This window comes from Flavobacterium sp. 1 (assembly GCF_002797935.1).
Lineage (GTDB): Bacteria > Bacteroidota > Bacteroidia > Flavobacteriales > Flavobacteriaceae > Flavobacterium.
In genome coordinates, this window is sequence record NZ_PGER01000001.1 from 4666957 (window position 1) to 4689917 (window position 22961).

Genomic DNA, 22961 nt, shown 5'->3' on the forward strand with positions numbered 1-22961 from the left:
ATATAGTAAATCTTAAATTATAAATTATAAAATATGGCTTGGTTTAAAAGAAAAGAAAAAGGAATCACTACGGCTACCGAAGACAAGATGGATATTCCAAAAGGGCTTTGGTACAAATCACCTACAGGAAAAATTATTGATGCCGATGAATTGGCTCGTAATTTATTTGTAAGTCCAGAAGATGGTTTCCATGTTAGAATTGGGAGTGAAGCCTATTTTGATATTTTATTTGACAATAATGAGTTTGTTGAGTTGGATAAAAACATGACTTCAAAAGATCCTCTGCATTTTGTTGATACAAAAAAATATGCAGACCGATTGAAAGAAGTAATGGAAAAAACAAAACTTAAAGACGCTGTGCGTACTGGAGTTGGAAAATCCAAAGGAAAAGAGGTTGTAATTTGCTGTATGGATTTTGCATTCATCGGCGGATCAATGGGGGCTGTTGTTGGAGAAAAAATAGCAAGAGGAATTGATTTTGCAATTAAAAACAGACTTCCTTTTGTAATGATATCCAAATCAGGAGGTGCCAGAATGATGGAAGCTGCTTACTCTTTAATGCAGTTAGCAAAAACATCTGTGAAATTGGCACAGCTTTCGGAAGCAAAACTGCCTTATATTTCTCTTTGTACAGATCCGACAACAGGAGGAACTACAGCATCTTATGCGATGTTAGGAGATATCAATATCTCAGAACCTGGTGCATTAATTGGGTTTGCGGGACCACGCGTAGTAAGAGATACTACTGGTAAAGATTTACCAGAAGGATTTCAAACTGCTGAGTTCTTACTTGAACATGGTTTTTTAGATTTTATTACACCAAGAAAAGAATTGAAAGACAAGATTAATTTATATCTTGATTTGATTCAAAATAATCCTATTAGATAGTTTTTAAACTTCTAAAATTACACAAAATCCCAAGGAAAATTTTCTTGGGATTTTGTGTTTTGTCTTTTCAGAAATGATAATTCTAAATTGTGCTATTTTTTTGGTCTGCCTTTTTTTAGTTCCTTTTCGGCAATTTTGAAAGCCAATTTTTCTCTCCATTTTGCATAACGCCCTTTGAAGACGACTTTTATAGCACTATCTACAGCTCCATGCATAAACAAACTCCAAACACTCGCTGCTTTCCTAGTAACTGACCGGTCCCAAGCGCGCAGAGTCAAGGAAAAAGAACCGTCGATATAGCGCATCCAATGCCACATTCCAGTTGGCATGAACAGAGTATCTCCATGCTCAAGAAAAACTTCATATCCTTCAACTCCTTTTAATGCAGGGAATTTTTCGAAATCTGGATTGGCAACATCATAATCTTCTAATGCATAAGTGGTGTTGGGAACACAGTAAAGCCTTTTTTTCCATTTATTGTCAAATAAGATAATGTGTTTTCGTCCTCCAAAATGAGTATGGAAAAGATGCGGTAAATCAATGTCATAATGTAAAAAAGTAATTGCTTTGGATCCGCCAAAAAACATGGCAGGCATACTTTCTATAAAACCGCCCATTAAGTCTTTGGGGACTTTAACATCATTAACTAATTCCGGTCTGTGCTTAAAAAGGTTGAAGAAAAAAATGCGAAGCTCCGTAGGTTCTCTTTTTATTAGATCCAGATATTCGCCAAATTTCATACTGGCAATTGAAGCATTGATAACTTTGGCTGGATCAGCTTTGGAATTATCCACGAGCTTTACTTCAATATCTCCAGCTATTTCTTTGAAATATTCGGTTGACCATTTTTCACGGGCAGACCAATCGTTTGTTAATCCTTTTATAATTAAAGGTTTTCTTTTGTCTAAATAGTTTTTTTTAAAATTCTCTCTAGTAATAGAGTCAACTGTATCTACATTTTTTAAAATAAAGCTCATCTATTAGAATATTAAATTATTGGATGTTTATCCAAAACTAATTAAATATTTATCGCTCACCAAAATTTACGCTTAAATAACAATAATTTGACAGCAGCTAACGGCTTATATTCCAGTTCTGATAGCTTCAACAGGATCTAGCTTGGAGGCGGCAATTGCAGGAATAATACCAGAAATAACCCCTACAATAATCGATAATCCAGAACCAATTAAAATATTAAGCAGACTTAATACAAATTCAAAATCTAATAATTTTGTGAGAAGCATAGATATAATCCAAACCATAAAAAGTCCAATTAATCCGCCAATCACACAAAGAATGATAGCTTCAAATAAAAACTGAAATAATATAAATCGGTTTTTAGCACCTAACGATTTCTGAATTCCAATTAAATTCGTTCTTTCTTTTACAGAAACAAACATAATATTGGCAACACCGAAACCGCCTACTAAAAACGAAAAAAGGCTTATAAAGATTCCTCCAATACGTAAAGTTCCTAAAAACTGATCTATAATGTCAAGAAACCCTGCAAAAACATTAATGAAAAAATTATCAATTTCTCCGGCTTTCAATCCTCTAAAATTCCTGAGTTTTTGTGAAATCTCACCTTTATACTCTTCCATATCGACTCCTTTTTCAGGTTTGAATATGATAACATTTGTCAAGTTAGGATTGTTATCGCCATACATTCTTCGAAGAAAATTCACAGGAATGTAAGCTGAAGAGTCGTTACTCCCTCCAAAGGTAGATCCTTCTTTTTTCAAAACTCCTATGACGGTAAACCTCTGACCATACAGTCTTACATTTTTTCCTATAGCATATGTGTCTTCAAAAAGTGATTTTGCAATATCAGCACCTAAAACAATTACTGCTGCGCCAGAATTAGCTTCAGACTCATTATAGAATCTCCCTTCTTCAAATGTTAGGCCTTCAATGTCAATAAATTCATGGGAGACTGGCAATATTTGTACATTACTTACAATGTTGGTTCCATATTTTATAGATTCGCTTCTGGTGAATATGCGGTAACCCAATTCATCCGTATGCGTCATTGCATCTTTTAAATAAATATATTCTGAATATTTTACGTTAGGGAATTGTTCTCTTTTCCATTGCGGTATGTCTGAAGGGCCAAATGGGAATTTTAATAAATAAATGGTGTTTTTATCCATACTGCTCAAATCTTTGGAAATTTTTTTCTGCAAAGAGTCAACTGCAGCAAGTACAGCTATTATCGAGAATATCCCAATAGTTACCCCCAATAAAGAAAGAAATGTTCTTAATTTATTGCTTCGCAAAGCATTCATAGCAAAACCAAAACTCTCTTTTAATAATCGTAGGTAAACTAGCATATTTTTAAATTTGTATTACTGTAAAATTCTATCTTTTTATTTCTTCCGAAAAGTATTTAAAATTTGGTTGTCAGAAACCGTTTTTTTATTTTAATAATTAAGAAATTTCATCCAGGCGGTTGTAAAAAGCCTAAAAAAATATATTTAACAATAGGTATGATTTTTTAAGAGATTGTTACATCTTTTTTATTGAATTATATTATCAAAAAAAACTATTTTTGCACTCTAAAATTATAACTACTCAATGAGCACAACAAAAACAATTCAATCTGCATTAATTTCAGTCTTTTCAAAAGAGGGTCTTGAGCCAATTGTTAGAAAATTACATGAGCAAAATGTAATTTTTTATTCTACAGGAGGCACGGAAGAATTCATTAAAAATTTAGGGATTCCTGTAATACCTGTTGAAGATGTAACTTCTTATCCATCAATTCTTGGTGGAAGGGTAAAAACGTTGCACCCAAAAGTTTTTGGAGGTATCCTAAATCGTCAAGACAACGAAAGTGATGTGCAGCAAATGAAGGAATATGAAATTCCTCAAATTGATTTGGTAATTGTTGATTTATATCCTTTTGAAAAAACAGTAGCTTCTGGAGCAAGTGAAGAAGATATAATAGAGAAAATAGATATTGGCGGAATTTCATTAATTCGTGCTGCCTCTAAAAACTTTAAAGACACTGTGATCGTTCCGTCAATGGATCAATATGGTTTGTTTTTAGATATGATTAGTGCTCAAAACGGAGCTACAACATTAGCTGACAGAAAATTATTAGCAACTAAAGCTTTTCATGTTTCTTCGCATTATGATGGTGCAATTTTTAACTATTTTAATACTGATGAAACAATATATAAAGCTAGTATAGAAAATGGTCAAGTATTGAGATATGGTGAAAATCCGCATCAAAAAGGATTCTTCTTTGGTGATTTTGAAGCGATGTTTACTAAAGTTCACGGAAAAGAATTGTCATATAATAATTTACTGGATGTTGATGCTGCTGTAAACTTAATTCATGAGTTTAAAACAGACGATCCAACATTTGCTATTTTAAAACACAATAACGCCTGCGGATTAGCAACCAGAGAAACCATTTCTGAAGCATACAATGTTGCATTAGCTTGTGACCCAACATCTGCTTTTGGCGGAGTATTGATTGCCAACACAACAATTGATGTGGCAACGGCCAATGAAATTAATAAACTGTTTTGTGAAGTAGTTATTGCTCCTTCGTATGATGCTGAAGCAATTGCAGTTTTACAGGAAAAGAAAAATAGGATTATATTGATTCAGAACGAAGTTGATTTACCTCAAAAACAAGTAAGAACATGTCTTAACGGTTTGTTAATTCAAGAAAGAAACAATATTACTGATACTAAAGCGGACTTAAAAACCGTTACAGCAACATCGCCTACGGAGCAAGAAATTGAGGATTTGATTTTTGCTTCCAAAGTGTGTAAGAATACCAAATCAAATACGATTGTTTTTGCTAAAAACGGAACTTTGATATCTTCTGGAACAGGACAAACTTCAAGGGTGGATGCGTTATTGCAGGCCATCGAAAAAGCAAAAGTTTTTGGATTTAGCTTAGAAGGCGCTTCAATGGCAAGTGATGCTTTTTTCCCATTCCCAGACTGTGTTGAGTTAGCTAAAAAAGCAGGAATAACTGCGGTAATTCAACCGGGAGGATCAATCAAAGATGAATTGAGCATCAATTATTGCAATGAAAACAATCTTGCGATGGTATTTACAGGAACACGTCATTTCAAACATTAATTTGTTTAACTTTGTGCGTAAATTATTTATAACTTTTTAACCCTTAAAAGGCATATGGGATTTTTTGATTTCATGACCGAGGATATTGCGATAGACCTTGGTACAGCAAACACTTTAATCATTCACAATGACAAAGTCGTAATTGACAGTCCGTCTATAGTTGCGCGTGATAGAATATCAGGCAAAATTATTGCAGTTGGTAAGGAAGCCAATATGATGCAAGGGAAGACACATGAAAACATTAAAACAATCAGGCCTTTAAAAGATGGTGTAATTGCTGATTTTGATGCCTCTGAAAAAATGATCAGTATGTTTATCAAAAGCATACCGGCATTGAAAAAAAGAATGTTTACACCTGCCTTAAGAATGGTAGTCTGTATCCCTTCAGGGATTACCGAAGTGGAGATGAGAGCGGTAAAAGAATCTTGTGAAAGGGTAAACGGTAAAGAAGTATATTTGATACATGAGCCTATGGCGGCGGCAATTGGTATCGGTATCGATATTATGCAGCCAAAGGGGAATATGATTGTTGATATAGGCGGGGGAACAACAGAAATTGCGGTAATTGCATTAGGCGGAATCGTTTGTGACAAATCAGTTAAAATAGCCGGAGACGTATTTACCAATGATATTGTTTACTATATGCGTACACAGCACAACTTATTTGTTGGGGAAAGTACTGCTGAAAAAATAAAAATTCAAATTGGTGCAGCTATTGAAGATTTAGAAACTCCTCCAGAAGATATGTCAGTTCAAGGGAGGGATTTATTAACGGGGAAACCAAAACAAGTTGAGGTGTCCTACAGAGAAATCGCAAAAGCATTGGATAAATCGATTCAGCGAATTGAAGATGCCGTAATGGAAACATTGTCTCAAACTCCTCCCGAATTAGCTGCTGATATCTATAATACGGGTATCTATCTTGCAGGCGGTGGATCGATGTTAAGAGGTCTCGATAAAAGAATCTCTCAAAAAACAGATTTACCGGTTTATATTGCCGAAGATCCGTTGAGAGCCGTAGTTAGAGGAACTGGAATGGCTCTTAAAAACATTACAAAGTTTAAAAACATTTTGATTAAGTAATATTTTTACTGAAATTAGTTTATATCTAACACTCAATATATACAATTAAGAAATGCAGCAAATATTTTCATTTATTATAAAAAACAGTAATAGAATACTGTTTTTGCTGCTTTTGGGTATTTCATTATCTCTTACCATTCAGTCCCATTCTTTTCATAGAAGTAAAGTTATCAGTTCAGCCAATTTTTTGAGTGGCGGTGTTTACGAAAAAATAAATTCTGTAGAAGAATATCTTCATCTGAGAGAACAAAATAATGAACTTGCGATAGAGAATGCTAACTTAAAAAGTCTGTTGTTTAAAACTCAAGATTCTGCCAAGATTCCAAATTTAGACAGTTTAAAAGGTGTTTTGCCCAAAGACATTGTTGTGTGTAAAGTAATCCATAACTCATTCAATGTAGTTGAGAATTTTTTAACGTTGAATGCTGGGACTAAGTCTGGAGTTAAACCTGATATGGGTGTAATAAACAGCTTAGGAATTGTGGGTATTATAGATGATGTTTCTGCCAATTATTCGACAGTAATAAGTATACTTAATACTAAATCGCAAATAAATGCGAAGATTAAAAATTCAGATCATTTTGGAACTCTAAATTGGAATGGAAAAAATACTGGTTTTGTACAATTGTTGGATGTTCCAAGATTGGCAACTGTCAAAAAAGGAGACACTATCGTAACTGGTGGACAATCTGTTATTTTTCCCGAAAACATTGGAATTGGTACAATTGATAAATTGCAAACTGATACTGAAACTCATTATTACACAATTACTGTAAAACTTTTTAATGATATGACTAATTTGGGGCATGTCTATATCATAAAAACTGAAAACAGCGAAGAAATTAAAAATTTAGAAAACCAAAGAAAAGATGAATAGCACGTTGTTAGTGAACGTTTTTCGATTTGTGTTCTTATTGGCTTTACAAATTCTAGTTTTTAATAATATGAATTTTTGGGGTTATATAAGTGCATTTCCCTACATCCTTTTTATCATTCTTTATCCAGTAAACGGAAACAAAGCAAATCTTCTTATTGCTAGTTTTTTTTTAGGTTTGGTTATGGATTTATTTTGTAATTCAGGAGGAGTACATGCTACTGCTTGTGTACTTTTGGCTTATTTGAGACCAGTTTTTTTTAAATTTTCATTTGGTCTTAGTTATGAATATCAGACCATTAAGTTAAATGATGTATTAACACCAGAACGGTTCACCTTTATCTTATTGGCTGTTATTACACATAACAGCGCATTGTTTTTATTGGAATCTTTTCAAATTTCTTTCATTTTAGATGTTTTGATTCGGACAGTTTTAAGTTCGCTGTTTACTATATTAATCTGTATTATCCTTATTTACCTTATAAAGCCAAATAAACGATGAGAAAAGTCTTGTTGCCAGCTTTAATTATTATTGGTGCATCTTTGTTAATCATACGTGTTTTTTACCTGCAGATTATTGACGATTCGTTTAAACTAAAATCGGAAAATAATGCCATAAAAATAAAATATGATTATCCAGAGAGAGGTTATATTTATGATAGAAACGGTGTTTTATTAGTAGCCAATCAGCCTTCTTATGATATCATGGTTATCCCAAGAGAACTAAATAAGACGGATACTCTTGAGTTTTGTAAATTATTGAATATAACCAAGGAAGATTTTATAAAAAAAATAGAAAAGGCAAAAGTGTACAGCCCTAGATTGCCTTCAGTGTTTTTGGCTCAACTGAATAAAAATGAATTTGCAGCTTTTCAAGAAAAAATCAGAAAATTTGAAGGTTTTTATTTCCAAAAACGTTCCTTACGTGATTATGAAGTGAATTATGGAGCTAATATTTTTGGTTTTATAACGCAAGTAAATGAAAAGCTTATTGAAAAAAACCACTATTATAAAAGTGGAGATTTAATAGGAAGACAAGGAGTAGAAGAAAGTTATGAAAAAATTCTTCGAGGTGTAAAAGGCGTTAAATATTTTCAAAAAGACAAATTCAACCGAGAAATAGGTTCTTATAAAGAAGGTAAATTTGATACAATCGCCGTTCAAGGCGAGGATATAAACCTTACTATTGATGCAGAAATCCAAAAATATGGTGAACAGTTAATGGTAAATAAAAGAGGAGGAATTGTGGCTATTGAACCAGCAACAGGTGAGATTCTTGCACTTGTAACGGCACCGTCTTATGATCCTGGAATTTTGGTGGGAAGACAGCGCTCTAAAAATTATACCAAATTATATCATGATTCTATTGCAAATCCACTTTATGACAGAGGGTTATTGGCACAGTATCCGCCGGGATCTCCATTTAAAATTATGACTGGTCTTGTTGGATTACAAGAGGGGGTTATAGATGAAAAAACTACTTTTGTTTGTAATCACGGTTTTTATTATGCCCCAGGCCGATTTCAACGTTGTCATTGCGGTGGTGGTGTATTGGATTTTCATGTCGGTATTTACAAATCGTGTAACGCTTATTTTTCGAATGTGTATTTGAGGACTATTGGCAAATATAAAAATACTCCTTACGCTGTGGATGTTTGGAGTAATCATGTTAAAAGTTTTGGACTCGGACAGTTTATGGGTTACGATTTACCAACGGGTAAAAGTGGAAAGATTCCTACTTCAAAAACATATAAAAAAATGTATCCAGGGTGGGGTTATAGTGGGAAAACGATTATTTCAAATGCTATAGGTCAAGGGGAGGTATTGGTGACTCCTATTCAGTTGGCGAATATGATGGCGACAGTAGCCAATCATGGGTATTATTACACGCCTCATATTATTAAAAAAATAAAGGGAGAAAAAATAGATACCAAGTTTACGACTAAGCATGTGACGACCATTGATCCAAAATATTTCCCTCCTATGATAAGTGGACTCTTTGATGTTTATAATAGAGGGACAGCTTATGCATTGCGAGTTGAAGGAATTGATATTTGCGGAAAGACGGGAACAGCCGAAAATTTTGCTAAAATTGGAGGCAAGAGAGTTCAGTTGAAGGATCATTCTATTTTTGTCGCTTTTGCACCAAAAGACAATCCAAAAATAGCCATAGCTGTTTTGGTTGAGAATGGAGGTTTTGGGGCAACTATTGCAGGTCCTATTGCCAGTTTGATGATTGAAAAATACCTTAGAAAAAAAATCACAAGGACTGATTTGGAAACGCGTGTCTTAAATACGAGTTTACAGAGCAGATATGCAATATTAGGAGGGCTTTCAGAAGAAGTAAAAAAGGAATTAAGAATTAAGGATTCCATTACCCAAAGTAAAGCAAAAGCAGCTTTGCAAAAAATTGACACAACCAAAACCAAAAAATAATACATTCATATCAGATGAAAAATCAAAGTTTATCGAGCAATATTGATTGGATATGTATCATTATCTATATAGCACTTGTGTGTATGGGTTGGTTAAATATTTATTCTTCTTCATTGTCTTCTACAGAAGGGACGTATGAAAAACAAGCCATTTTTATTGGTTTAACTGTTCCAATGATTTTTATTTTATTGTATATCGATGGTAAATTTTATGAAAAATATGCAAGTATCATATTTGTCATTTCTTTAATATCACTTGCTGGTCTGTTTGTATTTGGTAAAACAATTGCTGGACAGCGCTGTTGGTACGGATTTGGGAGTTTTACATTACAGCCCTCTGAATTTGCAAAAGCAGCAACTTCACTAGCTATTGCAAAATACCTTAGTGACACTCAGATAAATTTAAAAGAAGTTAACAGGCAGGTACAGGCATTAGCCATTGTTTTTTTACCGGTTATGCTCATTTTGCCACAGCCTGACCCGGGTAGTGCTCTGATTTACAGTATTTTTATTATTGTTTTATTTAGAGAAGGATTGCCTGCTTGGTATGTCTGGACCGGTTTTATAACAATAGTACTGTTCATGCTGACATTGATATTAGATCCTCAATACGTTATTTTAATATCGCTTTTGGTTATTATTCTGATTCATTATAAGTCAAGAATTGCTGATAGAAATATAGTGTTGAGCGGTATACTGTTTGCGCTTATTTCAGGCTTTGTTTTATCTGTAAACTATGTTTTTACAAATGTTTTCAAACAGCACCACCGTGACAGATTTAATATATTGTTAGGTAAAGAAGTTGACATGAAAGGTATTGGATACAATACTAATCAGTCTGAAATTGCTGTTGGTTCTGGAGGTTGGTTAGGCAAAGGCTTTCTTGAGGGGACCCAAACTAAAGGAGGTTTTGTTCCGGAACAGCATACCGATTATATTTTTACAACTGTTGGTGAAGAATGGGGATTTGTTGGTTCTTTGGTAGTAATAGCTCTTTTTACGGGTTTGTTTCTTAGAGTGATTTACCTCGCAGAAAGGCAAAAAACTAAGTTTAGCAGAGTATATGGTTATTGTGTTGCAGGTATTCTATTTATTCACTTTTTTGTAAATATTGCAATGGTTATTGGAGTTTTTCCAACCATTGGAGTACCATTGCCTTTCTTCTCGTATGGGGGATCAGGACTTTGGGGATTCACTATTTTATTATTTATTTTTATTAAAATGGATGCTAATAAAGTGAATGAATGGTAACTCTTTAATCAGTTTTTTTGTCTGGTAATTTTTATTGAATTTTAGATATAAGACGAAGATTTTAAATTAAAAAATTTAAGCGTTTTTATATATTTTTAAGGTATAAAATTATACTTTGATAAAAGTTTGATAGGTATACGCAAATTGGTGTTTATCGTCTATTGGATTAAATTCTTTTTGGACTTCTTTCCAATCATCAGAATTGATTTCTGGGAAAAAGGCATCAGCTTCAAAACTATGATGCACTTTCGTAATTTCTAACTGATCAGCGAACGGAATTCCTAAATTATAAATTTCCCCTCCGCCAATTATAAATGAAGTTTCATTTTCTGGGCAAACAGCAAGAGCTTTTTCAATGCTATCCACTACGATACAATCTTTTGGGTTATAATCTTTCTGTCTGGTTATTATAACATGCGTTCTATTAGGGAGTGGTTTGGGGAAACTCTCAAATGTTTTTCTCCCCATTATTATATGATGGCCAGTAGTTATGGCTTTGAATCTTTTGAAGTCATTAGGTAAATGCCAAACTAATTCATTGTTCTTTCCCAGAGCATTGTTTTCGGCAACAGCAGCAATCATGATAATCATAATGTTAGATTTATTTAAAATTATTGTCCTCAATTTTGGATTGTAATTGGACTATTTTTTTTTGCTGTAACGCTACAAGCCGGTCGATTTGGTCTCTTTCCCAATATTTATTCATAAATCTATCGGTAATGAAAACCTTTATGAAATGCAATACAAAAACAAATAGCCATAGGGTAATAATCCAAATACACCAATTTAATTCTATTGCTGTTTCAAAAAAATATACTGCGGTGAATAAAAAAATACTGCACAATGTAAAGAAAACGAAATGGTAATACAATCTTTTCTTTTGCTTTATGCGGTTTCTGGCATATTCATATTGTTCATGTAATTCTTTTTCCATAATGTAGAATTTTGCTTATAAAGGTAAAATTTATTTTTAAATGTAACTATTTTGATTGTTGAATATTTAACGGGAAATCGTTTTCTTAAATTGAATTAACATTTTAGAGATTCAAATTTTTTTTAATGACAAAAAAGAAATGTGTTTTTTGCTATTATGCTAAAAATGAGACTGTTTGTATATGTTTCGAATTATTTTATTTACTTTGTTATAACCTTAAAAATTAAATAGTTATGTCAGTAAAAAAGCAATTTATAAAAACGAAGCCCGTATGTAAAGTTACTTTTTCTTTAGAAGCAAAAGAGGCTAACGAAGTGTCTGTAATTGGTGATTTTAATGATTGGAAAATTGAAGAAGGTTCTTTGAGCAAATTAAAAAACGGAACTTTCAAAGGGACTTTTGAATTAGGTAAAGATGCAACATACGAGTTTAAATATCTAGTTGATGGTTCGTATGTAAATGAACCAGAAGCAGATTCATTCAAATGGAATGATTTTGCAGGTGCAGAGAATAGTGTTTTAGAGGTTTAATTCTAAAATACTTTTTATTTTTTGAAAGGGATTCAATGCGCTAATTTTTCATGCTTGATTCCCTTTCAATTAAGCATGTTTCCAATTCGATTGTTCTCGGTAAAAATGGAAGTCCGTTTTTGTGGCAAATCATTTCTTCGAGCAATAATGTAAAAGCAGCAAGTCCCATCTCATAGCTGGGCTGATCAATAGTGCTTAATTTTGGCGTTATAATTTGTGCCATAAACCAATTACTGAAACCAATTACCGCAATTTTATTAGGAACTTGAATATGTTTTTCATTAAAATATGCCAAAACACCAACTGCAACCAAATCAGTGATAACAAAAATTCCATCCACATCTGGATGTTCTTCAAGAATTTGTTTGGCAAATTCGATTCCTTCTTCAAAAGTTACATTTTTGCAGGTGTAAACTAATTTGGAGTCATACGAAATTCCATTTTTTTCTAATGCTTTTTTATATCCTAAAAAACGATCAATCGCATTTTGGGGATTTTCAGGGCCACGTATGTGGGCAATTTTTCGGCATCCTTTGTCAATTAAATGCTGAACTGCTTCCATGGCCGCTTTCTGATCATTGATAATAACTTTTGAACTTGGAATTAATTTAGAGATTTTATCAACCTGAACAAAAGGAATTCCTTTTCGGAGTATTTCCTTGATGTGAAAATCATTGTTGGATTCATTAGAAAGTGTCATGATAATTCCGTCAACTCTTTTATTGATTAAAAGTGCCACTTGTTTCTTTTCTAATTCCAAAGATTCATTTGATTGCAAAATAATAACAAGATAGCCATTTTTCTCAGCTGCAGCGATGATGCCTTTTATTACATTGGAGAAAAAATGGTGTACCACCTCAGGAATAATTAATCCGATGGTTTTAGATTCCTTGGTCCGAAGATTTACGGCAAAACTATTAGGCGTGTAATTAAGTTCTTCTGCCAAAGCAAGAACTTTTTCTATCGTTTTTTTACTGACATCAGGTTTGTTTTGTAATGCTTTTGAAACAGTGGTAATAGATATTCCTAAAATTTCTGCAATTTCTTTTAGAGTTGTCTCTTTCATTCAGCAAATATTAGATTTATTTTTTCAATTACAAATCGCAAACGTTTGCATAGTTTTCGCAAACGTTTGCAATAAGATTATTGTATTATTTAGTTAAGTTAAGACTAAGTTTATAATTAATTAACGTTAAATTTATTAAATAAACAATTTTAAACCATGAAAAAAATCATTTTACTACTAAAAAGATGCCAATTGATCTTAGCACTATTGCTATTCAATTTGTCTTTTTCCCAGAATTCCACGCTATCAGGAGTTGTTTCTGATACGAATGGTAATCCAATTTCAGGAGCAAATATTACGATTCAAAATACAGAAAAGGGAACTTCAACTAATTTTGACGGTAGTTATCAATTTCCAAATCTTCAAAACGGGAATGTTATTGTCATAGCGTCCTATATGGGTTATAAAACGACACAAACCTCTGTCAGCATTAACGGAAATACGATTCAAAATATTTCAATGACATCCGATGCAAATCAATTAAATGATATAATTATCACAGGTGTTGTTAGTCCTAGAACTAAAATAAAATCCAGTGTTTCTATTACATCGCTTAATACAAAACAGATTGAACAGTCGGCCCCAAGATCAACAGCAGAAATTTTTAGATCAATTCCAGGAATTCGTTCAGAATCATCTGGTGGAGAAGGAAACTCTAATATTTCTGTTCGTGGTGTACCAATTTCTTCGGGGGGATCAAAATATTTACAAATCCAAGAAGATGGACTTCCTGTGCTTTTATTTGGGGATATAGCTTTTGCAACAGCCGATATTTTTACAAGATTTGACGGAAACGTTTCCAGAATCGAAGCCATTCGTGGTGGATCGGCTTCTACGTTATCTTCCAATTCTCCCGGTGGAATTATCAATTTTATAAGCAAAACAGGAAAAACGGAAGGCGGAATGATCAGAACAAGTTTTGGCTTAGATTACAATAATTTTAGAACTGATTTAGACTACGGTGCAAAAATTGGGGATGGTTTATATTTTCATGCAGGTGGTTTTTACAGAGCGGGTGAAGGAGTAAGAAAAACAGGTTCTACATCTAATAACGGAGGGCAAGTAAAATTCAATATCACAAAAGAATTTGAAAAAGGAACAGTAACTGTTTATGCGAAATTTTTAAATGACAAAGCCGTAGCTTATATGCCAATGCCGGTTCAAGTTACGGGAACAAATGCTGACCCAACTTGGGGAAATGTTAAAGGTTTTGATGCTACGACAGGAGCTTTGCAATCTATTTATTTGAACCATAATGTAGGTCTTGGTCCTGACGGTCAATTAAGAAGAGGAAATGTTGCCGATGGAATGAATCCGGTTTCAACATCAATTGGAGCGAGTGCTTCTTTTAATCTGGACGAAGATTGGAAAGTAGATGATAATTTTCGTTATTCTGCTAATAGTGGTGGATTTATAGCTCCATTTCCTGCAGAAGTTGGTTCTGCTTCTGCAATAGCAAATTCATTCGGTGCAGGTTCAACTTTGACGTATGCAAATTCTGGAGCAGCTTTTGACAATCCTAACGGATTAGTTTCCAGAATACACATGTTTGACACAAAATTAAACGATTTAAGTAATTTCATGAATGATTTAAGAGTGACCAAAAAATTTGATAAAGTAGGAATCACAGCTGGTTACTTCAAATCGATTCAAAACATCTCTATGTCATGGTTATGGAATTCTTATTTACAGGAAGTTTCAGATAATAATCCTCGTTTAATAAATGTCACAAATGCCTCTGGAAATTTATTGTCCGAAAACGGATTGTATGCTTATGGTGTTCCAGCTTGGGGCAATTGTTGTACAAGAAATTATGACACTCAATACAATGTATCAGCTCCTTATGTAAACGTAACTGTTGATGCAACTGATAAACTTTCGCTCGAAGGTGGTTTACGTTATGATATGGGTAAGGTTTCAGGATCTTTTGCCGGCAGTGCACAAACCATATTTGATATTAATAATAACGGTATGATTTCTGCTCCTGAAGCAAGTGTTTCTGCAGTAAACACAGCAAACGAAACTACTGTTCACTATGACTACGATTATGTTTCCTATACTTTTGGAGCTAATTTTTTATTAACAGAAAAACAATCTCTTTTCGCAAGATACAGTAAAGGCGCTTCTGCAAAAGCCGATCGCATTTTATTCTCAGGATTGGATTATCTGGATGGAAATAAAATCAACGCATTGGACTTTTTGACACAAGCCGAATTTGGGTACAAACAAAAATTTTCTAGCGGATATGTATATGCAACTGCTTTTCATTCTAAAACAGACGAGCAAGGCGGTTATGAAGCAACTTCAAACAGCATTATAAAAAACAATTATAGATCGTATGGTTTAGAATTAGAATCGTCTTATAACGTGAATGATAATTTTAATTTGCGAGGAGCATTAACTTATACAAAAGCTGAAATTATTTCTGGCGACAACAATGGAAATGAACCAAGGAGACAACCAAAATTAATGTATAATTTTATGCCTACCTATAACTTTTCAAAAGACAAAAACACCATTGGATTGAGTGTTATTGGTCAAACCAAAGCCTATACACAAGATTCAAATGAGTTAGTAATGAATGGTTTTGCAATTGTAAATGCATTTATTGAAGTTGGAATTACAAAAGGATTATCAGTAAATTTCTCAGCAAACAACTTATTTGACACCTTGGCAATTACAGAAACCGAAGAAAGTAGTATTACGGCAAATACTGTAAACTATGTAAGAGCTAGACCAATGTCAGGAAGATCTACTTCAGTGGCTTTGTCTTATAGATTTTAAAAAATATTATATTTTTAGTTAGTTGACAATTCCTGTATGTATGTTTCAAAAATACAGGAATTGTTTTTTTACAAAAAAAACATTATTGCTGACCACTCTTTAAATTCATCAAAATGAAAAAAAACGTTTATTTATTTTTACTCTTTTTTACTCTTTTTCAAATTAATTTGAATGCTCAAGCTATTGCAGAACCAGAAAAATCGAATGAAAAAGCAAAAAAAATAATCCTTATTTATGGCAGTCCAAATTGCCATTATTGCACCGATACTAAGAATATCTTAATCGAAAATAAAATTGATTTCATCTTTTACGATATCGATACCGACAAAGGCGCTCTTAATGAAATGCTTGCAAAACTGAGAAAGGCCAACATAAACACAAATAATCTCGGAATTCCAGTTATTGATAAATATGGAGAAATATTTTCAAACAATACCACGTTTGATGATTTTATAAAAAAATTAATTCCCTAAGCTATGTTCAAAAAGACAAAACTGAATTTTTGGCAGATTATCAGTATGAATGTCGGTTTTTTCGGAATTCAATACAGTTTTGGTTTACAACAAAGTGCTGTTAATCCTATATATGACTTTTTACATGCAAGTCCAGATCAAATTCCGATACTAAATCTTGCTGGGCCATTAACGGGATTATTGATTCAACCCATTATTGGTGCGATGAGTGATAAAACTTGGCATCCAAGATGGGGCAGGCGCAAACCGTACTTTTTCATTGGAGCCATAATTTGTAGTATCGCATTATTTCTATTCCCATTTAGCAGTTCCTTATGGATGGCTGCAGGCTTGCTTTGGATTTTAGACGTAGGAAACAATACCGCCATGGAGCCGTATCGGGCTTTTATTGCCGATACGCTGGACGAAGAACAACAACCAGTAGGTTTTCAGGCGCAAAGTTTTTTTACTGGTTTTGGACAGTTTCTGGCTTATATTTCTCTTTTTCTGTTTCCAATTGTTTTTGTTGGTTATACCGGATCATTACCAACTTGGATTTATGCCTCCTTCTTTTTAGGAGCAATCCTTTCTGTAACTTCCATTTGGTGGAGTATGGGCAAAACAAAAGAAATCCCGCCAACAGCAGAAGAATTAGCCATTTTAAAAGCTGAACCATTAAATGTTTTTTCGCCCTTCATTGATATTTATAAAGCAGTTTTAGAAATGCCAACAGTGATGTGGCAACTGTTTCTGGTTTATTTGTTTCAGTGGTATGCGATGATGTGCTATTGGCAAAACAATTCAAAAAGTATTGCCTTGTCCGTGTGGAATGTGACTCCAAAGAATGTGATGGGTTATGAAAAAGCGGTAGAATGGAACGGATTAATTGGCGCTTTTGGATTTATAGTCACTTTTTCTATTGCCTTTTATTTAGCCAAATTAGCCAAAAAATACGGTGCAAAAATGATTCATTTTGCGTGTCTGCTATTTGGAGCTATTTCTTTTTTGTGGTTTCCAACAGTACAAAATCAATATGTTTTTTTTGCGGTTATTATTGGGTACGGAATTACTTGGGCAAGTATGATGGGTATTCCATATTTAATGGTCGTTGCGGTTGTTCCAAAAGAGCGTTATGGGGTATATATGGGAATTATAAATATGATGATTGTTATTCCAATGATTATCCAAAACCTGTCCTTTGGTTACATTTTAAAGAACTTTTTGGATAACGACCCTCGTCAAGCAATTCGTTTTGCTGGTGTATTATTAGTGCTTGCTGCTATCTGCACCTTATTAATCAAAATAAAAAACACAAAATTAAGTGAATAATATAATAAATAATAAAATGGAGGAAATAGACATCCTTTGTGTTGGTGAAGTTCTGGTAGATTTTATTGGGCGTCAAGAAGGTGTGCTTATTAATGAAACTAGAGATTATCATAGGTATTTAGGAGGTTCGCCTACTAATGTTGCCATGAATTCAACGCGATTAGGTTTGAATACTATTATGGTTGCAACTGTTGGAAACGATGGTTTTGGATCCTATATTACGAAACGATTAGCGAGTGTTGGCGTGAATACAAACCATCTTAACGTCCTGGATGATAAATCGACTAGTGTGATTTTTGTTTCAAGATCCGAGGGTACACCAGATTTCATTCCGTATCGTTCAGCAGATTGTTGCATTTATGAAGAACAAATTTCAAGGGAAATACTATCCCGTACAAAGATATTTCATACCACTTGTTTTGCATTAAGTAAAAATCCCGCACAGAAAACTATCTTAAAGAAAGCACAAGAAGCTCACGATTTAGGATGTAAGTTAAGTATCGATATTAACTATGCAAAAAAGCTGTGGAAAAGTCAAAAGAAGGCTTTTAAAGTAATCAAAACCTATTGCCAGTTCAATCCATTAATAAAAATTAGTGAAGATGATATGCTGCGTCTTTTTGAAAAGGAACTTCCTCATAACGAGATATTTGAATTTTTTCACGATCAAGGAGTAGATACAGTTTGCCTGACTTTAGGCAGCAAAGGGGTGAAATTATCTCAAAAAGGGAAAGGAATAATACAAATGCCGGCAATAAAAATTGACATGGTTTTGGACTCCACTGGTGCAGGCGATGCTTTTTGGTCCGGATTCTTATTTGCTCATATAAAAGAAAAACCAATTAATGAATGTTTGGATATCGCTTTAAAATTAGCAGCTTTAAAACTGCAAAATGTAGGACGACTGCCAGATAACATCAACATCCTTTCTAAACTTCTATAAAATACGATGCAGCATAAAAATAAAAATATCAGCAATGGAGTAATGCTAAATGTTTATCCAGATAGTATAGGAGAGAAATTTAGTGATACCGTAGGCATGCTCAAGATGGACGTTTTTAAAGATGTCTTTTCTTTTATATATGTATTGCCAACTTTTTTTAACAGTGATTTAGATAGAGGTTTTTCAATCATTGATTATGATATAAACAAGGAACTAGTAGACATAAAAGATTTAAAGGACTTGAATGAACTCCAGATAAAGCTTAAGTTTGATATTGTATTGAATCATCTCTCTGTGGCTTCACCACAGTTTAAAGACCTGCTGCAATACGGGAATGAATCTAAATTTAAAGATTTTTTTATCAACTGGAATGAATTCTGGGAAGGAAATGGGGTAAAAAATGAAGATGGAATTGTAATTCCAGAACCGAAGTTTCTCAATAAATTATTTATGAGAAAGTCAGGTTTGCCCATATTAAAAGTGCGTTTCCCAGATAGTACAGAACAGCCGTATTGGAATACTTTTTATCAGCAAGTAACCTACAATCCGATTGCTGTTGAAGATTTACAAAACATAAAAGGATTGACTGAGGCTCAAAATCTATTTATTGTTACTCTAGTGAATGCCGCAATGAATAACAATCAAGATTTTACCACCCTAAACTTTGAAGATTGTACCCCTCTTAAATTAGAAATTTTACAAATTGTAGAGCAAAAGCGTTCCTATTTAGGACAAATGGATGTCAATGCTGCATCACCTTTGGTTTGGGAATTTTATGAGGAAACACTAAAAAAATTAAGTGATTATGGTTGTACTATTCTTCGATTAGATGCTTTTGCTTATTTGCATAAACAAGTAGGAGAGTCCAATTTTTTTAATAAACCTGGAACCTGGGACTATTTAGACCGAATCAAGAAAATAGCACAGCAAAATAATTTAATGTTGTTGCCAGAAATTCACGCAGAATATGGTTTGCATTTACACGATGAAGTAGCCAATGAAGGATATTATATCTATGACTTTTTCTTACCTGGTTTAACGATTCATACTATCGAAAATCAAACAAGTAAAGCATTGATTAGCTGGACTAAGGAAATTATTGCCAAAGGATATAAAACGGTAAATATGCTTGGTTGCCACGATGGAATACCAGTTTTAGATTTGAAAGGCAAGGAAGTAAACGGTGTTTACAATAAAGGATTATTAGAAGATGCCGAGATTGAAAAAATAATGACCACAATCATGGAACGTGGTGGTCGTGTGAAAAATCTTTACGACCCTTCCGGGAATAAAATTTCTTACTATCAAATAAATGCTACTTTTTTTAGTGCATTGGGTGAAAATGAACAAAAGTTACTGCTTGCGAGAGCCATTCAAATGTTTATGCCTGGAATACCGCAGGTTTGGTATCTAGATATTTTTGCAGGCAAAAACAATTATGAAGCGGCAGATAATGGAGGTAGTGCCGGACATAAAGAAATTAATCGCACCACATTGTCAATGCAGGATATCGAGCAAGGGCTGAAAACAGAAGTTGTTAATAAACAACTCGAAATCATTCGTTTAAGAAATACTTCAAATGCCTTTTCAGGTGAAGTAGATATAAATGATGCTGAAGATGACATCTTGGATATCAAATGGGGTAATGGTACTAGCTTTGCGAACCTAAAAGCGAACCTTAAAACCAAGGCTTTTACAATTGACTATACAGAAAATGGTATGCTAAGCAAGATGAGTTTCTAAATATCGTACTGTAATCGAAAAATCACGTGAAAATTCATCAAAATAAATAAATAGGTATACGTGAAGAAGGAAGAGAAATTAATAATGATACAAACCAGTAAAGAAAAAAAGTACAGTTAAAATTGCCATATATCATTCGGAAATTAAAAAAATACCATATAATTACATCTCAAGTCAGAAAAGCAGAAACCGAACCCACTACAGTATTTTTTTGTATCAAAATCAACTGGAACGCCTGATTTTATTCCATACAGAGAAGCTGATTGTCAAATAGATAAGAGTCAAATTTCTGATGAACTTTTAGAATGTGCCAAGATTTTTCATACTACTTGTTTTGCTTTAAGCAAAAATCCAGCTCGTACCACTATTTTAGAAAGTGCCAAAAAAGCAAAAGCTTTGGGCTTGCAAACAAGTATTGATATTAATTTTTCTGAGAGGATTTGGACAGACCGGGAGGAAGCTAAGCTTATTCTAAAGGAATACTTATCTACAGATCCTTTAGTAAAATTAAGTACAGATGATTGTTACAGACTTTTTGCAGAGACAAAAACGGAAGATTATATTTTTGAATATTTCCATGAATTAGGCGCTTCAACCATTTGCTTGACAAAAGGGAAAGACGGTGTTGTATTGTCAAATATCACTTATGGGATATTTCATCAAAAAGCGATACCAATTTCCGAGATAAAAGATACAACTGGCGCTGGCGATGCTTTCTGGACCGGATTTTTATACGCACAATTATTGAATAAGAATTTTGAAGAAACAATTACGATTGCCCAAAAACTAGCCAGTATAAAGTTGCAAAACGTCGGGAGGTTACCAGATGATCTGAATTTAAATGAAGAACTGAATTAAAAAATCCGCTTTAAGCGGATTTTTAATTTTATACAGCTACATTTCCTTTAATAAGGGCATGAGGCTCGTATCCTTCTAATGTGAAATCATCGAAATCAAAATCGAAGATGTTTTTTATATTTGGATTTAAGATCATTTTTGGAAGCGGTTTGGGTTCACGGCTAAGCTGTAATTCAAGTTGCTCAAAATGGTTGTTGTAAATATGCGCATCTCCAAAGGTATGTATAAATTCGCCTAGATCAAGATCACAAACTTGTGCAATCATCATCGTTAGCAATGCATAAGAGGCAATATTAAAAGGCACTCCGAGAAATATGTCTGCACTGCGCTGATACAATTGGCAGGAAAGTTTTCCTTTGGTTTCTCCTTTAGTGGTATCTGGTGAAATAACATAAAATTGAAAAAAGGCATGACAAGGAGGTAAAGCAGCCTTATTATTGGCGACATTTTCCTCAAATGATTTAGTAGTGTCTGGCAATACAGATGGATTCCATGCCGAAACAAGCATTCTGCGGCTGTTTGGATTTGTTTTTAATTCAGTAATAAGCTCTGAAATTTGGTCTATTTCTTCACTGTTCCAATTACGCCATTGATGTCCGTAAACCGGACCTAAATTACCCTGGCTATCTGCCCAAGCATCCCATATTTTTACTCCATTTTCCTGAAGGTATTTAATATTAGTATCGCCTTTCAAAAACCAAAGTAATTCGTATATAATAGATTTAAGGTGTAGTTTTTTGGTAGTCACCATTGGAAAACCTTCGCTTAAATCAAACCGCATTTGATAGCCAAATACACTTTTTGTTCCAGTTCCAGTTCGATCTCCTTTTTGACAGCCGTTATTCATAACATGCTGTACTAAGTCTAGGTATTGTTTCATTTGTGTTTAACCGTTAATTGTCAATTTGTCTAAGATAAACGATTAAACAAATCATCAATTAAACTATTTTAAATTATGACTATCTCTTAGAAATTTCGTCTCGAATCTTAGCCGCTTTTTCATAATCTTCATGTTCGACCGCTTGCGCTAATAATTCGTTTAATTCCTGCAAACTATGATTAGAATACGTATTGCCGGATTCGTTACTCTCGGTTGAGCCAAAAGTCTCTGGATTGGAAAGAATATCTTCTATTTCATTAGACGCTTCGCTTTCAAGAGGGTTGGCTTTCAAATAAATTCCTGCTTTGTCCAATATGTTTTTATAGGTAAAAATAGGCGCATTAAATCGAATAGCCAAAGCAATTGCATCTGAAGTTCGGGCATCAATTATTTCTTCAATTTTATCTCTTTCGCAAATAATGCTGGAATAAAAAACGCCATCAACCAATTTGTGAATAATTACTTGTTTTACAACGATATCAAAACGCTCTGCAAAATTCTTGAACAAATCGTGTGTCAAAGGGCGTGGAGGCTTAATTTCTTTTTCCAAAGCAATTGCTATAGACTGAGCTTCAAACGCTCCAATAACAATAGGCAATTTCCGTTCCCCGTCAACCTCATTCAAGATTAACGCATAGGCGCCATTTTGAGTTTGACTGTATGAAATTCCTTTTATAGATAATTTAACTAAGCTCATGTTGTTATAGTGAGAAGTACAAAGTACTCTATTAATTGTGTCTTATTTCCTGTTTTAAATAAAGTGCAATTTTAATCAAAATTTATGGAAGAAAAAAACTGCCTAAAGCAAAG

The 22961-nt window shown here is 33.6% G+C and carries 20 protein-coding genes and 1 pseudogene; 14 read left to right on the forward strand and 7 right to left on the reverse strand.

Annotated features, from left to right (window positions below; all coding sequences use genetic code 11):
• Nucleotides 1–33 precede the first annotated feature (33 nt).
• Nucleotides 34–888 carry an acetyl-CoA carboxylase, carboxyltransferase subunit beta gene (gene accD / locus CLU83_RS18965; protein ID WP_100433052.1) on the forward strand — a complete coding sequence of 285 codons (855 nt, stop codon included), beginning with the start codon at nt 34–36 and terminating at the stop codon, nt 886–888.
• 92 nt (nt 889–980) lie between these two features.
• On the opposite strand, the gene CLU83_RS18970 is transcribed toward accD, so the two are convergent.
• Together CLU83_RS18970 and CLU83_RS18975 are read right to left on the reverse strand one after the other, a co-directional pair.
• Nucleotides 981–1865, reverse strand: a complete 885-nt coding sequence (locus tag CLU83_RS18970) for a cupin-like domain-containing protein (RefSeq protein ID WP_100433053.1) — start codon at nt 1863–1865, stop codon at nt 981–983.
• A gap of 105 nt (nt 1866–1970) precedes the next feature.
• Complete coding sequence (locus CLU83_RS18975) at nt 1971–3218, reverse strand: ABC transporter permease (protein ID WP_100433054.1); 1248 nt, start codon at nt 3216–3218, stop codon at nt 1971–1973.
• 244 nt (nt 3219–3462) lie between these two features.
• Here CLU83_RS18975 and purH point away from each other — a divergent pair, with 244 nt between their 5' ends.
• Genes purH through rodA form a run of 6 tightly spaced genes read left to right on the forward strand, consistent with a single transcriptional unit; the run spans nt 3463 to nt 10632 of the window.
• Nucleotides 3463–4989 carry a bifunctional phosphoribosylaminoimidazolecarboxamide formyltransferase/IMP cyclohydrolase gene (purH, locus tag CLU83_RS18980; protein ID WP_100433055.1) on the forward strand — a complete coding sequence of 509 codons (1527 nt, stop codon included), beginning with the start codon at nt 3463–3465 and terminating at the stop codon, nt 4987–4989.
• A 54-nt stretch (nt 4990–5043) separates the two neighbouring features.
• On the forward strand, nt 5044–6072 hold the full coding sequence (locus CLU83_RS18985; protein ID WP_100433056.1) for a rod shape-determining protein: 1029 nt from the start codon (nt 5044–5046) through the stop codon (nt 6070–6072).
• A gap of 52 nt (nt 6073–6124) precedes the next feature.
• Complete coding sequence (gene mreC / locus CLU83_RS18990) at nt 6125–6949, forward strand: rod shape-determining protein MreC (protein ID WP_100433057.1); 825 nt, start codon at nt 6125–6127, stop codon at nt 6947–6949.
• A complete protein-coding gene (locus CLU83_RS22585; protein ID WP_100433058.1) occupies nt 6942–7448 on the forward strand; it encodes a rod shape-determining protein MreD in 507 nt (168 codons plus the stop codon). The genes mreC and CLU83_RS22585 overlap by 8 nt, the downstream gene beginning before the upstream one ends.
• Nucleotides 7445–9382, forward strand: coding sequence for a penicillin-binding protein 2 (gene mrdA / locus CLU83_RS19000; protein ID WP_100433059.1), 1938 nt, complete (start codon nt 7445–7447; stop codon nt 9380–9382). The genes CLU83_RS22585 and mrdA overlap by 4 nt, the downstream gene beginning before the upstream one ends.
• 14 nt (nt 9383–9396) lie before the next feature.
• Nucleotides 9397–10632, forward strand: coding sequence for a rod shape-determining protein RodA (gene rodA, locus CLU83_RS19005; RefSeq protein ID WP_100433060.1), 1236 nt, complete (start codon nt 9397–9399; stop codon nt 10630–10632).
• Between the two features lie 108 nt (nt 10633–10740).
• Here the strand turns inward: rodA and CLU83_RS19010 are convergent, their stop codons facing one another.
• Together CLU83_RS19010 and CLU83_RS19015 are read right to left on the reverse strand one after the other, a co-directional pair.
• Nucleotides 10741–11223: a dihydrofolate reductase gene (locus CLU83_RS19010; RefSeq protein WP_100433061.1), complete on the reverse strand. Its 483-nt coding sequence runs from the start codon at nt 11221–11223 to the stop codon at nt 10741–10743.
• 10 nt (nt 11224–11233) lie between these two features.
• Nucleotides 11234–11566, reverse strand: a complete 333-nt coding sequence (locus CLU83_RS19015) for a 2TM domain-containing protein (RefSeq protein WP_100433062.1) — start codon at nt 11564–11566, stop codon at nt 11234–11236.
• Between the two features lie 233 nt (nt 11567–11799).
• Between CLU83_RS19015 and CLU83_RS19020 the strand changes: the two genes are divergently transcribed.
• Complete coding sequence (locus CLU83_RS19020; protein ID WP_100433063.1) at nt 11800–12096, forward strand: isoamylase early set domain-containing protein; 297 nt, start codon at nt 11800–11802, stop codon at nt 12094–12096.
• 40 nt (nt 12097–12136) lie between these two features.
• Here the strand turns inward: CLU83_RS19020 and CLU83_RS19025 are convergent, their stop codons facing one another.
• Nucleotides 12137–13162, reverse strand: coding sequence for a LacI family DNA-binding transcriptional regulator (locus tag CLU83_RS19025; protein ID WP_100433064.1), 1026 nt, complete (start codon nt 13160–13162; stop codon nt 12137–12139).
• Between the two features lie 156 nt (nt 13163–13318).
• Between CLU83_RS19025 and CLU83_RS19030 the strand changes: the two genes are divergently transcribed.
• The 6 genes and pseudogenes from CLU83_RS19030 to CLU83_RS19055 all read left to right on the forward strand — a co-directional run.
• Nucleotides 13319–15946 carry a TonB-dependent receptor gene (locus tag CLU83_RS19030; RefSeq protein WP_100433065.1) on the forward strand — a complete coding sequence of 876 codons (2628 nt, stop codon included), beginning with the start codon at nt 13319–13321 and terminating at the stop codon, nt 15944–15946.
• A gap of 113 nt (nt 15947–16059) precedes the next feature.
• Nucleotides 16060–16419, forward strand: coding sequence for a glutaredoxin family protein (locus CLU83_RS19035; protein WP_100433066.1), 360 nt, complete (start codon nt 16060–16062; stop codon nt 16417–16419).
• 3 nt (nt 16420–16422) lie between these two features.
• Entirely contained in the window at nt 16423–17727 is a 1305-nt protein-coding gene (locus tag CLU83_RS19040; protein WP_100433067.1) for an MFS transporter, read from the forward strand.
• A 16-nt stretch (nt 17728–17743) separates the two neighbouring features.
• Nucleotides 17744–18670, forward strand: coding sequence for a carbohydrate kinase family protein (locus tag CLU83_RS19045; protein WP_198512358.1), 927 nt, complete (start codon nt 17744–17746; stop codon nt 18668–18670).
• A 6-nt stretch (nt 18671–18676) separates the two neighbouring features.
• On the forward strand, nt 18677–20413 hold the full coding sequence (locus CLU83_RS19050) for a glycosidase (protein WP_100433068.1): 1737 nt from the start codon (nt 18677–18679) through the stop codon (nt 20411–20413).
• 237 nt (nt 20414–20650) lie between these two features.
• A pseudogene (locus tag CLU83_RS19055) lies at nt 20651–21271 on the forward strand (carbohydrate kinase family protein); the annotation flags it as partial.
• A gap of 28 nt (nt 21272–21299) precedes the next feature.
• On the opposite strand, the gene CLU83_RS19060 reads toward CLU83_RS19055, so the two are convergent.
• Together CLU83_RS19060 and CLU83_RS19065 are read right to left on the reverse strand one after the other, a co-directional pair.
• Nucleotides 21300–22151: a thymidylate synthase gene (locus CLU83_RS19060; protein WP_100433069.1), complete on the reverse strand. Its 852-nt coding sequence runs from the start codon at nt 22149–22151 to the stop codon at nt 21300–21302.
• Nucleotides 22152–22230: 79 nt separating this feature from the next.
• The gene (locus CLU83_RS19065; protein ID WP_100433070.1) at nt 22231–22848 is read right to left on the reverse strand and encodes a bifunctional nuclease family protein; all 618 of its coding nucleotides are present in this window, start codon (nt 22846–22848) and stop codon (nt 22231–22233) included.
• Nucleotides 22849–22961: the final 113 nt, after the last annotated feature.

Excerpts from the sequence above, each read along its gene's own strand:
- accD (WP_100433052.1), top strand. The coding sequence starts at position 34 with ATGGCTTGGTTTAAAAGAAAAGAAAAAGGAATCACTACGGCTACCGAA.
- CLU83_RS18970 (WP_100433053.1), bottom strand. The coding sequence starts at position 1,865 with ATGAGCTTTATTTTAAAAAATGTAGATACAGTTGACTCTATTACTAGA.
- CLU83_RS18975 (WP_100433054.1), bottom strand. The coding sequence starts at position 3,218 with ATGCTAGTTTACCTACGATTATTAAAAGAGAGTTTTGGTTTTGCTATG.
- purH (WP_100433055.1), top strand. The coding sequence starts at position 3,463 with ATGAGCACAACAAAAACAATTCAATCTGCATTAATTTCAGTCTTTTCA.
- CLU83_RS18985 (WP_100433056.1), top strand. The coding sequence starts at position 5,044 with ATGGGATTTTTTGATTTCATGACCGAGGATATTGCGATAGACCTTGGT.
- mreC (WP_100433057.1), top strand. The coding sequence starts at position 6,125 with ATGCAGCAAATATTTTCATTTATTATAAAAAACAGTAATAGAATACTG.
- CLU83_RS22585 (WP_100433058.1), top strand. The coding sequence starts at position 6,942 with ATGAATAGCACGTTGTTAGTGAACGTTTTTCGATTTGTGTTCTTATTG.
- mrdA (WP_100433059.1), top strand. The coding sequence starts at position 7,445 with ATGAGAAAAGTCTTGTTGCCAGCTTTAATTATTATTGGTGCATCTTTG.
- rodA (WP_100433060.1), top strand. The coding sequence starts at position 9,397 with ATGAAAAATCAAAGTTTATCGAGCAATATTGATTGGATATGTATCATT.
- CLU83_RS19010 (WP_100433061.1), bottom strand. The coding sequence starts at position 11,223 with ATGATTATCATGATTGCTGCTGTTGCCGAAAACAATGCTCTGGGAAAG.
- CLU83_RS19015 (WP_100433062.1), bottom strand. The coding sequence starts at position 11,566 with ATGGAAAAAGAATTACATGAACAATATGAATATGCCAGAAACCGCATA.
- CLU83_RS19020 (WP_100433063.1), top strand. The coding sequence starts at position 11,800 with ATGTCAGTAAAAAAGCAATTTATAAAAACGAAGCCCGTATGTAAAGTT.
- CLU83_RS19025 (WP_100433064.1), bottom strand. The coding sequence starts at position 13,162 with ATGAAAGAGACAACTCTAAAAGAAATTGCAGAAATTTTAGGAATATCT.
- CLU83_RS19030 (WP_100433065.1), top strand. The coding sequence starts at position 13,319 with ATGAAAAAAATCATTTTACTACTAAAAAGATGCCAATTGATCTTAGCA.
- CLU83_RS19035 (WP_100433066.1), top strand. The coding sequence starts at position 16,060 with ATGAAAAAAAACGTTTATTTATTTTTACTCTTTTTTACTCTTTTTCAA.
- CLU83_RS19040 (WP_100433067.1), top strand. The coding sequence starts at position 16,423 with ATGTTCAAAAAGACAAAACTGAATTTTTGGCAGATTATCAGTATGAAT.
- CLU83_RS19045 (WP_198512358.1), top strand. The coding sequence starts at position 17,744 with ATGGAGGAAATAGACATCCTTTGTGTTGGTGAAGTTCTGGTAGATTTT.
- CLU83_RS19050 (WP_100433068.1), top strand. The coding sequence starts at position 18,677 with ATGCAGCATAAAAATAAAAATATCAGCAATGGAGTAATGCTAAATGTT.
- CLU83_RS19060 (WP_100433069.1), bottom strand. The coding sequence starts at position 22,151 with ATGAAACAATACCTAGACTTAGTACAGCATGTTATGAATAACGGCTGT.
- CLU83_RS19065 (WP_100433070.1), bottom strand. The coding sequence starts at position 22,848 with ATGAGCTTAGTTAAATTATCTATAAAAGGAATTTCATACAGTCAAACT.